The 13,929-nt window shown below is 42.4% G+C and carries 10 protein-coding genes and 1 riboswitch; of the genes, 1 reads left to right on the top strand and 9 read right to left on the bottom strand.

Annotated elements, in window-relative coordinates; genetic code table 11:
- Window positions 1-431: 431 nt before the first annotated feature.
- Both Q0976_RS22585 and Q0976_RS22580 read right to left on the bottom strand, forming a co-directional pair.
- Window positions 432-1,139, bottom strand: coding sequence for a hypothetical protein (locus tag Q0976_RS22585; RefSeq protein ID WP_299496803.1), 708 nt, complete (start codon window positions 1,137-1,139; stop codon window positions 432-434).
- 834 nt (window positions 1,140-1,973) lie between these two features.
- Window positions 1,974-2,303, bottom strand: coding sequence for a hypothetical protein (locus Q0976_RS22580; protein WP_299496801.1), 330 nt, complete (start codon window positions 2,301-2,303; stop codon window positions 1,974-1,976).
- Between the two features lie 434 nt (window positions 2,304-2,737).
- On the opposite strand from Q0976_RS22580, the gene Q0976_RS22575 reads away from it, so the two are divergent.
- A complete protein-coding gene (locus tag Q0976_RS22575; protein WP_299496799.1) occupies window positions 2,738-4,231 on the top strand; it encodes an alkaline phosphatase family protein in 1,494 nt (497 codons plus the stop codon).
- Between the two features lie 1,079 nt (window positions 4,232-5,310).
- On the opposite strand, the gene thiH is transcribed toward Q0976_RS22575, so the two are convergent.
- The 7 genes from thiH to Q0976_RS22540 all read right to left on the bottom strand — a co-directional run bounded on the left by thiH (window position 5,311) and on the right by Q0976_RS22540 (window position 13,916).
- The gene (gene thiH, locus Q0976_RS22570; protein WP_299496796.1) at window positions 5,311-6,420 is read right to left on the bottom strand and encodes a 2-iminoacetate synthase ThiH; all 1,110 of its coding nucleotides are present in this window, start codon (window positions 6,418-6,420) and stop codon (window positions 5,311-5,313) included.
- A 128-nt stretch (window positions 6,421-6,548) separates the two neighbouring features.
- On the bottom strand, window positions 6,549-7,316 hold the full coding sequence (locus tag Q0976_RS22565; RefSeq protein ID WP_299496794.1) for a thiazole synthase: 768 nt from the start codon (window positions 7,314-7,316) through the stop codon (window positions 6,549-6,551).
- 1 nt (window position 7,317) lies between these two features.
- The gene (gene thiS / locus Q0976_RS22560) at window positions 7,318-7,545 is read right to left on the bottom strand and encodes a sulfur carrier protein ThiS (RefSeq protein ID WP_299496792.1); all 228 of its coding nucleotides are present in this window, start codon (window positions 7,543-7,545) and stop codon (window positions 7,318-7,320) included.
- Entirely contained in the window at window positions 7,542-8,624 is a 1,083-nt protein-coding gene (locus Q0976_RS22555) for a HesA/MoeB/ThiF family protein (protein ID WP_299496790.1), read from the bottom strand. The genes thiS and Q0976_RS22555 overlap by 4 nt, the downstream gene beginning before the upstream one ends.
- Entirely contained in the window at window positions 8,621-10,312 is a 1,692-nt protein-coding gene (gene thiE, locus Q0976_RS22550; protein ID WP_299496788.1) for a thiamine phosphate synthase, read from the bottom strand. The genes Q0976_RS22555 and thiE overlap by 4 nt, the downstream gene beginning before the upstream one ends.
- A gap of 2 nt (window positions 10,313-10,314) precedes the next feature.
- Window positions 10,315-12,381, bottom strand: coding sequence for a phosphomethylpyrimidine synthase ThiC (gene thiC, locus Q0976_RS22545; RefSeq protein ID WP_299496786.1), 2,067 nt, complete (start codon window positions 12,379-12,381; stop codon window positions 10,315-10,317).
- 215 nt (window positions 12,382-12,596) lie between these two features.
- Window positions 12,597-12,696, bottom strand: a riboswitch (TPP riboswitch).
- Window positions 12,697-12,851: 155 nt separating this feature from the next.
- Window positions 12,852-13,916 carry a hypothetical protein gene (locus tag Q0976_RS22540; protein ID WP_299496785.1) on the bottom strand — a complete coding sequence of 355 codons (1,065 nt, stop codon included), beginning with the start codon at window positions 13,914-13,916 and terminating at the stop codon, window positions 12,852-12,854.
- Between the last annotated feature and the right edge of the window lie 13 nt (window positions 13,917-13,929).

Here is a 13,929-nt window from a genome sequence, read left to right as displayed (position 1 = left end):
CGCTTAAAAAGAGTGTAAAAAGCATCATGGATAATTACCCATCAAAATATACGATAACTTTTAGTTAAGCACTTATACGGGCAAGCTTAAAGGATATCGCTAAATCAATATAAAATGACTGTCTCAGCTAGAATGAAAAGTGATTTAACGATATATTGTATTAGCGAGCCATACTGAGATTCCCCCCTCAAATAGCAACAAGTCATACACGCAATGTTTTTTGAAAATAGCTTCTGAAAATAGCCCTTTTAGATATCCAAATTCCCTTCAAAGTGCCGCAAGAAAAAGTGGATAATATTGGATGCCTTGGTTGTTCAGTTTTTTTAGTCAATAAAAAGCCCCGTCATCAAGGCCAATTATGGCCTTGATGACGGGGCTTTATTTAAAAAATCAAAACAGCTTTGGCTTATGAAATGTCATTCTCTTTTCATTTATAACAAGTCTACCGCTTTGGTTTTTGGCATGGTGGCATTGAATAAACGTTCAATATCGTCATATTCTACATATCCACGATCTTCACCACCCAGGTATTTAAAAATCAGCCCAACTTCAACTTCACCTGCCCTGCTTATTTCAACATTTTGTTCCGCACAAATATCCAATTTCACTTTCATAATATCATTCTGGTTTAAACGCCCCTGAGGATCAGCTTCAGCCAGTAATTTTGCCAACGTATTCCTACGGGTGACATCATTCACTTCGGTATCGCCATAACTGAATGTTAAGCCGCATTCATGAGCAACACCTCTGGCTTGGTGTAAATTGGTAATATTAATATGACCAACTTGAGCCTTACCATGAAAGACGTCCGACGGATGGGTTAACTGCCCGGCTGACACTAAAGTAGCCACACTGCCACAGCCGAGAATACCACAACCAAACTCTTTTGCTTTTGCGGTAAAACCAATCAGTCCGACTATGATATCGCTATTATCTTCAGGGTGTTCAGAATCAAACAAACCCGCTCTTTCTAATATCCTTATGAATGGACATAATACCGCTTTATTTTCTGCCCTTTCGCTATCAGCTGAAATACTCGGATAGGCTGCTATCAGCTCTTCACTGGTGAGTGCTTCACGGGCTTGTGAAACGAACAGTAATTGAACAATTATTAGCAATAATAAAGTAACTTTATTCATTTTGTTTTTTCCCTGTATATTTGCCCTGCCACTTATATGACGATCGATTTTAATAAAAATATCGAGTTGCTCACACCCAATAAATATTATTTATTTTTATATCATTAATTTCAATTTCGTTTAAATGTAGCGTAAATCAATATCTATTTTACATAAAAAGTTACCCGTTTTTATACTTTATCAATCATAATATTCTCCCTTTTATTGGTGAAATATAAGCACCTTAAATATTAGAACTCCACAATATAATAAATGATTAGTTTTAATAACTAGTTTAAATAACGAATTTGATATCCATTATAACAACTGATGATTATCAACTTTATTTAACTTCCATATCCTCCCATATCATCTGTGACCTTACATAAAGTAATAAAATAGAATATTACTTGCTAATTGACTTTAATAAAAGACAATTTTTATTAAAAAAAAATACCAAAGCCAACAATAAAACACTAATAAATAAATCACTAAATGATGAACAACTAATAAACTATAAATATTTAGATAAACTTTGATATTGGATGTAAAACTTGAGAAAAAACCATTGCACGAGTGTGATAATCGCGACGAATACCGACATGGATATGGCAAACTTGATGTACTATGGCTGAGCATTTTGCGACCAAAAAAAATCGGGATAACCGAGACCAGCAGCCACACCCGCAGTCACACTTAAGCTGCCGATAATTTTAAGTGCTTATAGCCAAGGCCTATTTAGACCTTGGCTAGGTTTCTTTGGCTTTCAAAAGTCAAAACAAGCTTGACTCAATGGGAGCATCCATATATGTCTTGATTATTTGTTAGTGTCCTTGTTGTGTAAATAATATTATTTTAACTTGTTCCTTCGTAATTCAAATGAGCTTTTAAAGCAGTACCTGTTATTTTATAATTAGCTTGCTGCTCTGAAGTATCAACATATAAAAACTCCTCAGAAGCTTTGTGATCATGCTGTGCATTAACATGAACAATCAACTTCATTGTTGAGCCTACAGGAACGCCTAACCCTTTAGGGTCGACTATTTCAGATTGACCAGCATGAATAGTCCCTTCATGGGAAGTTTTTATCCATTTACTGGAACCTGGAGCTTGATAAGTGATATAGGGATTGACATCAAAAGCACCTTTATCGTGTAGCTCATATTTGTAAATTTCTACAGTCATATTCTATTTCCTTATTTATTACTCGATTAAACTGTAGAAAATAGAGAATAGAAAATATATTACATCATATTACACTCATGATTAGGGTATACCTAAAATAGTCTTGGCTAAGGTGATAACCTTTTGAAACTCCCACTTCCCTCCTCCAACTAGAGAATTGTATTTGTCATTTTCAAAAGGGCTTCCGCTATTACCATAAAAAGAAGAACATGCTCGAGTATTGTTCGCTAGGTATGCTCAAACCGCTCAATAAGCCAAAATTTGAGCACTAAAATCAACCAAGTGCCCCCTATTGTTAGTACTCCATAGTTAAATCGCCACCAGCAAAAAGATTGTCACTATCAGTCTTGGCGCGCTCTCATTTAATATTAGTTTCAAAAAATATAAATTAATTACTAAACTAATTTATACAAACGAATATTGGAAAAATAATTGTGGATAATAAAAGTATATTTAAAAATGTTGTTGTTCTCATGCTTGAGAATCGCTCTTTCGATAATCTATTAGGTTATCTTTATGAAAGCGGAGTACCAAAAGGTAAATCCTTTGAAGGCCTACAGGGTAAGTCCATTTCTAATCCTGTGCCTAGTCGAGTTGCAAAAAATAAGTCGATTGAAGTAGCCTCAGCCGATTCTTATCATCAACCCTTTCCTGATCCTGGGGAGGAGTATCAACATATTAATACCCAGTTATTTAATTGTATTGATACCGATAATATCGGCATTGACCAAAGCAAGATGAAGTCGCCGTATAATATTCCGGCTCCTATGCCAAAATCCCCCGCAATGAAGGGCTTTGTCAATGACTACATCAATACCCTACAAGCATTGAATGACGAAGTTCCTAGTGAAGCGGAATACAGCCAAATCATGCAATGCTTTAAAGCCGATAAAGTACCTGTGCTAAGCACGCTGGCAAAAGAGTTTGCTGTATTTGATCATTGGTTTTGTTCGGTTCCGAGCCAAACTTGGTGTAATAGAGCATTTTGGCATGCGTCAACGTCTGGAGGAAAGGTGATTAATGCCGTGGGCGAAGGTGGAGGTTTTTTGGAATCTGCAGAAAGCTTTTTAAACTGGACAAAAGACGTATGGTCACAACCTACATTGTTTGATCGGCTAAAAAGTAAGAGCAAGTCTTATACTATCTATGCAGATTTATTTCCTCTTACTTGTGTGGTCAATGGCATTGATTATCTTAACGATACTAAGCTTAGTTTCGATAATTTTTTAGATGATGCTAAAAATGGTACGCTGCCAGATTACAGTTTTATTGAACCTAAGTTTTTTGGTCAGCATAATGATCAGCACCCCTCAGCAGAGCATAAACCTACCCGAGACGGCTCAGTATTACTCGGTGAGAAATTAATTGCAGATGTTTATAACGCGGTGAAAAATAGTTCGCAGCGCGATGATATCTTGCTGATTATTACCCATGACGAACATGGCGGGTGTTTTGATCATGTCTCTCCGCCTAGCGCGGTTGCGCCTGTTGAAGGAATGAAGGGTCAAAAAGACTTTGAGTTTAATCGCTATGGGGTTCGGGTTCCTATGGTTATGATTTCTCCCTACATCGAAAAAAATACCATTGTGAATGGCGTACATGATCATAGTTCATTTATTAAAACACTTTCTGAGCTATGGGAATTCGATAATCTAACAGATAGAGATAAAAATGCGACGCCGTTTTGGTCGGTATTCTCAAATGTTAAAAGAACGAGCTACCCAGATATAGAAGGACCAACTCTGCAAGAGGGAAGCAGTAGCGATTACGATAATGATGCATTAAACGGATTACAAAAATCAATACTTAAGGCTGTCCATGAAATCGCAAGAAGTCAATCTAAGGGATTGCTTGTTGATAGCCTTGATGAGATAAATACTGTCGGTCACGCGATTAAACATATAGAAAAATGCAAAGAGTTTCTATAGTTTGTATTAGCAGTGCTCATGCTATATTTTTAATAAATACTTAGCAATAACTGACAAAAATGTAAAATTTTAAGGTCCTGCTGTGTCTAAATAATATTTACCCTAAGGGCTAAATATTATTTTTTGATATTGCCCTATTTCTTAGCCTTGAGATAATTCAATAACATCGGGAAAATAGCCGACCATGCATTTTTGTACTGGTCAACCCAAATTGGACACTTTAAGTTGAGAATATTCAAACTCTACAGGTGACAGTTCACCATTTCTTCAGGTGATTTAAACGAGTAGTATGCCTGCTTTATATTTCTAGTATTTTTTATCGCCGGAGAGCCAAGAATACTATTAAAGTAGCCAATATCTACTTCTACATGACCAAGAGTATCTTTGTACATTGCATAGATTTTACTGCCCCCTTCAATGAGATTTTCGGGGGGCAGGACGCTCCATCGGAAACGTTAAAATATTCTTGATAATGAATGAGGAAATATAACTCCGTCTGAGGCGGCACAGGAGATCCATGAGGGGATTGCTGTTGTTCCCCTTTTGATCCAGTGTGGATGGAAATCCACGACCTTAGCCTACCGCAGGTAATTCAAAAAATCAGACTAAACAATGAAAAAAACACTGAACCAACCCATTGAAGTAAAATAAATAATGTTCCCCTTCCAATTCGAAGAAACCCACCGCTTTGCTTTTAACGTTAACTCCCCATTGGAGCAGCTTCTAAGATTCGATAAAAAATGGCGTGATTGAGACAGGACGTCGAAAATAGCCTTAGTTAAACTAGGGACAGTGAATATAAGGCGGTAGCTATTTTTGTGGATCGAATATAGAAGTGCATTGATCCGTTGGGCGTTATGGAGATTGTAAAGAGGATAAGGACGAGCAATCCTCTTTACCCCAGTGTGAGTGGGAACTCACGACTTACCATTAAGCGAAGCTTAATAGATAAAAAGCCTGCGGCAAGCAATTCAAAACAATAAGCAATAAGCAATAAGCAATAAGCAATAAGCTAAAACTTCCCTCATTCAAACCCATTGAAACAACATGAATAATGCAACCCTTTCATTTGAAAGGGCCTACCCCCATGCCCTTTCCCAGTCCTTCCACACTGGATTGAGTCCTTTATTCATCATGGCATGGGCCACTTGATTGGCGCTGCGCTCATCGCTTATTTCAAACTGATCCAGCTCAGTAGCAGGATTGCTGTAACCCCCCGGCTGGGTCGAACTAGCCGCGCTGGCGTGGGTGACGCCCAGTGGAAACAGATTATCACGAAGTTGCGGCGATTCCCGCGTCGATAAGCTGATTTCCAATTCATGATTAAACAAACGAAAAGCGCAGATCATTTGCACTAACCCCAAATCCGTTAACGCCACTTTAGGCTCAATGCCCCCCGTGCAAGGACGCAGCCTCGGTAGGGAAATACTGTAACGGCTACGCCAATAGGTTTGCTCTAAATACGATAAGTGATGCCCCATCAATAATGCATCGAGGCGCCAGTCATCTAGACCCAGTAACACCCCTAAGCCAATTTTATCGACACCGGCCTGCGCCACTCTGTCTGGCGTCTTGAGCCGGTAGGCAAAATCTTGCTTTTTACCACGAGTATGATGCGCCGCGTAGGTCTGCCTCTGATAGGTTTCTTGATACACCATCACCGCATCTAAGCCTTGTTCAACCAAGGTCGTGTAATCATTGACCGACATGGGCTGAACTTCAATTGCCACATGATTAAAGTGCTGTTTCACCTGAGGCAATACTTGACTGAAATAATCAACCCCCACTTTGGTTTCATGCTCGCCAGACACCAATAAAATGGAATCGTAATGCATGGCTTTAATGAGCGCCATTTCATCATTTAGCTCATCAGCATTGAGTATTTTACGCTTGAGCTTATTACTCATGCTAAAACCACAATAATCACATTCATTGGCACATAAATTCGATACATACAGGGGTAAAAACATGCCAATGTTCGCCCCAAAACGCTGACGAGTCAGTGCCACTGACTGCGTGGCCATTTGCTCAATATAAGGCTCAGCAGCAGGCGATAAGAGCGCCAATAAACTCTCAAGGTTACCTCTGGGCTGCAGTAAGGCACGCTCAACCTGTTCCGCCGTGGTGGAATATAAGGCCAATTTTAATTCAGCTTGAGGAATACCTTTGAAGACATCAATAAAACTCATCACTTAATCCACTGTTTATAAGGTATAATTTAAAAACTAATGAGCTAAAAACTTCATTAAGCTCTATTTATTTGACACTATCGTCATTTAAAAAAGTGACTCATGTCTCACTAAACTTTCTCACTAAACTAGCCTTGCTTTAAAAACCCCGTCAATGGACTGGTATTGACTGCATGGGTCGAGACCGCGCCGAGTCCTGCCATATAGGCTTCTCTTCCGGTTTTCACCGCATTAGCAAAGCAGCGCGCCATCACCTCAGGCTGAGGGCTACTGGCAATGGCGGTATTAACCAATACTGCATCGGCCCCCATCTCCATGGCTTGACAGGCCTGAGAAGGCGCACCGATCCCCGCGTCCACAATCACAGGCACACTCGATTGTTCAATAATAATGCGTAAAAAATCCTCAGTCCTTAAGCCTTGATTTGAGCCAATGGGACTGCCCAGTGGCATCACTGCGGCGCAGCCGACTTCCTCTAAACGGCGGCATAATACCGGATCGGCATGAATATAAGGCAACACCACAAAACCCTTATCGCATAATATTCGAGCCGCTTCTAAAGTTTCGATAGGATCGGGCATCAAGTATTTAGGATCCGGGTGAATTTCAAGCTTCACCCAATGCGTACCCAATACCTCTTTGGCCAATTCGGCAGCAAACACTGCCTCTTTAGCGTTGCGTGCCCCCGCCGTATTAGGCAATAACTTCACTCCACTTTGCTTTAGGGGTGCTAATATATCCTCCGAGCCTTCCACTAAATCCAAACGCTTCATGGCCATGGTCACCAGTTCAGAGCGAGACGCATTTAAGGACGCCAGCATATCTCTGCTGGAGCGAAACTTACCTGTTCCGGTTAATAAGCGTGAATGAAACATCACATCGGCAATTTTTAACATATTACCCTCCCGCGACAACAGTAAACACATCAATTCGGTCCTCATTCTGGCAAACTTGAGTCTGCCAAAGACTGCGAGGTACCACGCCTTGATTAACGACGAGCGCAACACTCAGTGGATCAATACTTTGCTGCTTAAGCAATTGCATTAACGTGAACTGGGCTTGAATATTGACAGCCTTATCATTGAAATAGATCATTTTTTCAAGAATGTTATTCTCATTCATCATGCACTCCTTCGTTCACTTTGCGTATGATTTTCTCTCTTGGCTGAATTTTCAGCGATTGGCTCGGTTATATGAGACGCTACCCCTTCCGTGTCTTCTGCTAATGAGGCTGACGGCGCTTGGGGATTCGCCGATAAGTCACTCCATAGGTACGTTGCACAGACCGGACAGTGAGGATCCCGCTGCCGCTTGGCCACTTGCCAGTCTAAGGTTTTACCATTGAGCCGCCATAATTGACTGAGGCTTTCTGGCTCAGGGCTGCTTCTTAACTGAAAAGAGCGCTCAAGGCTGGGCTCAATACCCAGTAAGGTATTGACCGCAAGCAGCGTTTGCATCGACGCCATCACGCCCACCATAGGCCCTAACACCCCCACAGTGCTGCAGGTTTGACTGACTTGCATCTCACTGGGAAATAAACAATGATAACAACCCGCACTCGGTGATCTCACTATATCCACTTGTAGCAGCTGACCTTGAAAGTGCGCAGCAGACGCCGAAATGAGTGGCGTCTGGGATTGAACACATAAACGATTAACAAGATGGCGAGTAGTAAAATTATCTGTACAATCCAGTACTAGGTCAGCATTGGCTAACCCCGAGCGAATGGATGGAAGATCAACCGCCTCCTCATCCAAATAACATTCGATTGCCTCAATATCACAATCCACATAAGCACGTTGCAACTTGACTTGAGCGCAGCGAGCTTTGTATTGCCCTAGATCCGAATCACTAAAAAGTAACTGACGAGGTAAATTAGACACTTCGACCTTATCACCATCAATCAGGGTTAAGCGCCCAACACCTGCCGCAGCCAGATATTGCGCCGCCAAATGCCCAAGACCGCCAACCCCCACGATAATCACATGACTATGTTGCAGCTGACATTGCCCCGCTTCACCCACTTCAGGTAATAACACTTGACGAGAATAGCGAATAAAATCTTTGGCACTCAGCCCCTTTGGAGGCGATGAGTGTGAACTAGACTGCTTTAAATTTACTTTACTTATGCCTTCCTTGTCCTTGCCTGCTTCATTCACGACTGTTTTGTTCATGACTGTTTTACTCATGGCTGCTTTGTTCATGATTGGGCCCACCGTTGAGATAAACGAGTAAAAGCCGTTGCAGGTGATGACGCTTGGGTAATCGCTCTGACCACCGCAATATCATCCACACCCGTTGCTTTCACTTGCTCAAGTCGATCATCATCGATACCGCCGATGGCCACCAGCGGATAATGCCCTTTCATCAAAGACACATAACAACTAAGCTTATTTAGCCCTTGTGGCAATGACGGCATCACTTTCGTCGTGGTGGGGAAAATATGCCCCAGCGCTAAGTACGACGGTGCCAATTGACTGGCTAGCAGCAATTCAAAATAGCTGTGACTGGACACGCCAAGGGCAATATTGGCCTCACTCAATGCAGGTAAGTCCACAAAAGCCAGATCTTCTTGACCTAAATGCACCCCATAAGCACCATGCTTGATAGCTAATTGCCAGTGATCATTAATGAATACTCGTGCCTCATATTGCTGACCTAATGCCACGGCCTGCATGATTTTTTCTTCAAGCAAAGGATCGTCTTGTTCACTGGTACATTTAATGCGAAGCTGAATGGTTTGCGTGCCTGCCGCTAATAAACTGGCGAGCATATCCACATCATCCACCACAGGATATAACCCCAACGGGCCCTCGATAACGTTAAAAGGTTTATCGATTGTGGTGAGCTTATTGGCAACTCGCTCATTTAACCTAAGCTCATTGAGATGAGCATAGCGCGAAGCCATTAATGCCGCTGTCATATATTGCCGGGGATCTTCACTGTTCAACGAATAAGGGGGCAATTTGAGAATACTGGGGAAATCGCTCAAATGACTCGGCCAACCCATTCTGGCTAACACGCCAGGACCGACTCCAAGCTGCTCACTGTCTTTGAGCCCTGCACTGACGTAAGCCTTAGCCAGCACGATGGCATCATGCAGGACAAAACCTGATGCCATTGTTGCTGCAATTGCAGAAGATAGCGTGCAACCCGTACCATGGTTATTAATGGTATCAATTCGCTGGCCTGTCAATAAAAAGCGACTATTTTGATGATCAAGTGACACTTCAGGCACTTGACCACAAACAAAAATATCATGGGCCCAATCACTATCCCATGTCCCGCCTTTATCGCCCCCTTTCGCTAACACGGCGCAATCTAAGTCCATCGCCAATTGCTGAGCTGCCAGTAAGCAGGCGGCAATATTGGTTAACCCTGTGCTTTCATCCACCCCCTCACCTGCCAATACGCTTAATTCTGCTCCATTTGGGGTAATTAAGGTCAATAGGCCTTTAAAACAACTAAAGTCGAGCGACTCAAGCGCTGGTGTAGAGAGTGTATCACCACAACTGGCAAACATGACAGGATCTAAAATAACGGGCACAAACTGCTCAGTATGTGCCTGATATACAGCCAATGTCTCCCTAAGCCAATTGGCCACCAGCAACAATTGTGCTTGATCACTCAGCAAACCAATTTTAATGGCCTTAGGCGGCAAATCATCCAGCAAGGTGTTGAGCTGGGCCAGCAGCATCGCCTCTGACACCCCTTCGACTAAGCTCACCGCCACTGAACTTTGCGCCGTGATGGTGCTTATAACAGAGCAAGCATGACAACCTAAGTCTTGCATGCAAGCAAGATCCGCTTGAATACCCGCTCCGCCACCACTGTCTGAACCGGCAATGGTCCAGACGATAGGTTTAGGCTCAGATAAATCTGCCTTGACCATGGTTATACCTCATCAACAGCAAGCGCTTGGGATTTTTCAGCCTGTTTTACATCAGTATCTTTTTCACAGTGCTGATTACCCAAGTGCTCATCAGAAAAGACGGCTTTTCCAGCTTCATGATAAAGCTCGGCGCCTTGAGCCTTAAACGCTTTTGACATTTGTGCCATCCCCTGCTCAGCCAGGTCTTGCGTGCTCACTTTCGCTTTAAAATCGCTATGACTCTCAATCGATACCGTTTGAACCACCTGCTCAGTACTGGCATTAGCTTCAAGGGTCGCCGCATAATCACGCACATCTTGAGTGATCTTCATCGAGCAAAATTTTGGGCCACACATGGAGCAAAAATGTGCGACTTTCGCCGACTCTTGCGGCAATGACTCATCGTGGTAGGCTCTGGCCGTATCAGGATCAAGCCCTAAGTTATATTGATCTTCCCAGCGAAACTCAAAACGGGCTTTGGACAAGGCATTGTCTCGTACCTGCGCGCCTGGATGACCTTTCGCCACATCGGCAGCATGGGCCGCAATTTTATAAGCAATCAATCCTTGCTTTACATCTTCTTTATTTGGCAGGCCTAAATGCTCTTTAGGCGTGACATAACACAGCATAGCGCAGCCGTACCAACCTATCATGGCCGCACCAATACCTGAGGTAAAATGATCGTATCCCGGGGCAATATCTGTGGTTTGTGGGCCTAAAGTATAAAACGGCGCTTCATCACAATGCTCAAGCTGCTTGTCCATGTTCTCTTTGATGAGGTTCATGGGAATATGACCAGGGCCTTCGATAATGGTTTGCACATCGTATTCCCAAGCGATTTTAACCAACTCGCCTAAGGTTTCTAGCTCAGCAAATTGCGCTTCATCGTTAGCGTCTGCTATGCAGCCTGGACGCATGCCATCCCCAAGGGATAAAGACACATCATAGGCAGCACAAAGCTCACAAATTTCTCTAAAATGTTCGTAAAGGAAGCTTTCTTTATGGTGTGATAAGCACCACTTGGCCATAATCGAGCCACCCCGTGACACCATGCCCGTTAAGCGCTTAGCGGTCATGGGTACATAACGCAGCAACACACCCGCATGGATAGTGAAATAATCCACCCCTTGCTCAGCTTGCTCAATAAGCGTGTCCCTAAACACTTCCCAGGTTAAGTCTTCGGCCACACCATTGACTTTTTCAAGGGCTTGGTAGATAGGCACAGTACCGATAGGCACAGGCGAGTTGCGAATGATCCATTCACGGGTTTCATGAATATAACGCCCCGTTGATAAGTCCATCACCGTATCGGCGCCCCAACGGGTTGACCATACCAACTTTTCCACTTCTTCTTCAATGGATGACGTCACCGCCGAATTACCAATATTGGCATTCACTTTCACTAAAAAGTTACGGCCAATGATCATCGGCTCCGCTTCAGGGTGATTAATATTAAGCGGAATAATCGCGCGACCGCGAGCCACTTCGCTGCGGACAAATTCAGGGGTGATCAGCTCACCAATGACGGCGCCAAAACTCTCACCTTTATCTTTTTTAATAAGAATGGGATCCGTGACCTCCGCTCGTGCCATGTTTTCACGTAAGGCAATATACTCCATCTCTGGAGTAATAATACCTTGACGCGCATAATGCAATTGCGTCACGCATTTGCCCACTTTGGCCTTACGGGGCGGTAATAAGGTTTCAAATCTTAAGTGATCGAGTCCATCGTCAGCGAGGCGTTGCTGGGTAAAACCTGAGCTAACTGAATCCAGTTGTTCAGTATCATCACGCTCATCTATCCAAGTTTCACGAAACTTATTTAAGCCCGCACGCACATTAATTTGTGCATCAGGATCTGAGTAGGCGCCGGCACAATCATACACAGTGATCGGTGGGTTTGCCTCAAACACAGGCGCATCTTCGGTGCCACTCACTAAGGTATCTGTTTGGTGAATTTGACGCATGCCCACACGGAGATCATCACGACTGCCGCTTAAATATATTTTTTCAGAATTAGGGTGTTGCAGTGGCTTAAGAGAATCAATAAAAGCTTGTGCATTGGCACGGGTTTCACGACGATTTGACATTAGCAATCTCACTTTAAAGTAGAAATGAAGTTGCTTGTCAGGAGGGGTGAGAGTTGATCAGCGGGCGCATTGTAAAAATGACACCAAAATAATTGCTACCTAAATTTTCCGTCTATGGCCTTATTGGCTCAATTAAAGCGTGCTCATTAGCATGCCTACAACATAGCGTAAAGCTTACATCTTACATAGCGTAATAGTAAGGCTTAGGAAGAAAAACAATTATACAGCTTGTTTCCTTCGCAGGTTTCAGCCTGATCAGGTTCAACGGATCCCGAATAAACGGTCTCAGCCATAAAGGCACTCCGACAAGATGCAGGCAGTATAGGCCTAAACCATTAAGCTTCACAAGGTTTTATTTACCTCTTCAAAAATATAACCAATCAATATTAATGAATCATAACAGTCTAATAAATAATAATAAAAATGTATAATATAAATAAATAATAATTTTTTAATCAAAATAATTCATATCAATTAATCTCGACATCTTGTTGTTTCAATCGCTGATTAATTAAATTTTGAACATTTTTCTTATCCTCATCAGCGCTGCAACGATAGCCGATGGTTGATACGATTTCCGCATTAGGGTTGATTTGTGTTGGTGTTTTAATCATGCGATAACAAAAATCCCCCTTTTGAACAATACGATTAGGCGCCATCAATTGACCATGCACTTGAGGCAAGCCAGTTAATGGCTCAGTGGATGGAGGCACATTCAGCTCATGTGGCGCTGGCGTCATATCACTTAAACTTGCTTGACTTGTCGCCAATGCGGCTTGCTCCTCAGCAAGCTGACTCAGACGACTAGCTTGTTGCTGTTGTAAATAAGCCAAGCTATTGTCATCAAGTAAACTCCCTTGACTCACCCGTTGATCTCGCGCGTCTAAGTCCCCAAGCACTTGGGCTGTTCGTTGCGCTAATGACGTCCTATCATCAAATCTAAAACCCTCAGCTTGAGAGATAAGTTCTCTATTTTCAAGCCAATCTTTTTTATGTGTTTTCTCAGCTTCATGTTTTACCTCTTTCTTATTCGCATCTTGTTTATGATCTTGTTTATGAAGTGGATGAATAGCATTGGTGGGCACAACAACGTTTAGATCACTGGATTCAACAAAAGTCTCCACTTTTTGAGTGATACTTGACTCATCCTCTTGTGGCAAGATCTCCTTTGAACTTGAAGATATGCTTATCTGAGTCTCAACGAGAAGCGGTTTAGACTTAAGATTGGGATTAGAAATGGTATTTGAATTGGGCGAAGTATGTAAGTAGCTTTTTATGGCTGCTTGCTTCTTTTTGGCCCCCTTATTATCGACATTTTGTTGCCATAATTGATTTAGGCCTAACAATAACAGCACATGAAACAGACCAACGATGAATAAGATCCCATACAACTCTCCCCATACAAGCTCTTGCTTCGTACTATTTTTAGCAGTAAAAGTCCATGTATTCATCTGCCCCAATGATTGATAGGCTACTTGTTTTTGATTCTGATTTACTTGTATTATAGGGAGATCCTCAGAGCCTTCATGTTGCATAAATGATTCTATC

It is taken from the genome of uncultured Shewanella sp. (genome assembly GCF_947501665.1).
GTDB lineage: Bacteria > Pseudomonadota > Gammaproteobacteria > Enterobacterales > Shewanellaceae > Shewanella.
The sequence above is the reverse complement of the archived record's forward strand: the minus strand, read 5'-3'. Positions and strand labels throughout refer to the sequence as shown.

Coding starts and splice junctions, on each gene's coding strand:
- Q0976_RS22555 (WP_299496790.1), bottom strand. CDS start 8,624: ATGAACAAAGCAGCCATGAGTAAAACAGTCATGAACAAAACAGTCGTG.
- thiS (WP_299496792.1), bottom strand. CDS start 7,545: ATGATGAATGAGAATAACATTCTTGAAAAAATGATCTATTTCAATGAT.
- Q0976_RS22580 (WP_299496801.1), bottom strand. CDS start 2,303: ATGACTGTAGAAATTTACAAATATGAGCTACACGATAAAGGTGCTTTT.
- Q0976_RS22565 (WP_299496794.1), bottom strand. CDS start 7,316: ATGTTAAAAATTGCCGATGTGATGTTTCATTCACGCTTATTAACCGGA.
- thiH (WP_299496796.1), bottom strand. CDS start 6,420: ATGAGTTTTATTGATGTCTTCAAAGGTATTCCTCAAGCTGAATTAAAA.
- Q0976_RS22585 (WP_299496803.1), bottom strand. CDS start 1,139: ATGAATAAAGTTACTTTATTATTGCTAATAATTGTTCAATTACTGTTC.
- Q0976_RS22540 (WP_299496785.1), bottom strand. CDS start 13,916: ATGCAACATGAAGGCTCTGAGGATCTCCCTATAATACAAGTAAATCAG.
- thiC (WP_299496786.1), bottom strand. CDS start 12,381: ATGTCAAATCGTCGTGAAACCCGTGCCAATGCACAAGCTTTTATTGAT.
- thiE (WP_299496788.1), bottom strand. CDS start 10,312: ATGGTCAAGGCAGATTTATCTGAGCCTAAACCTATCGTCTGGACCATT.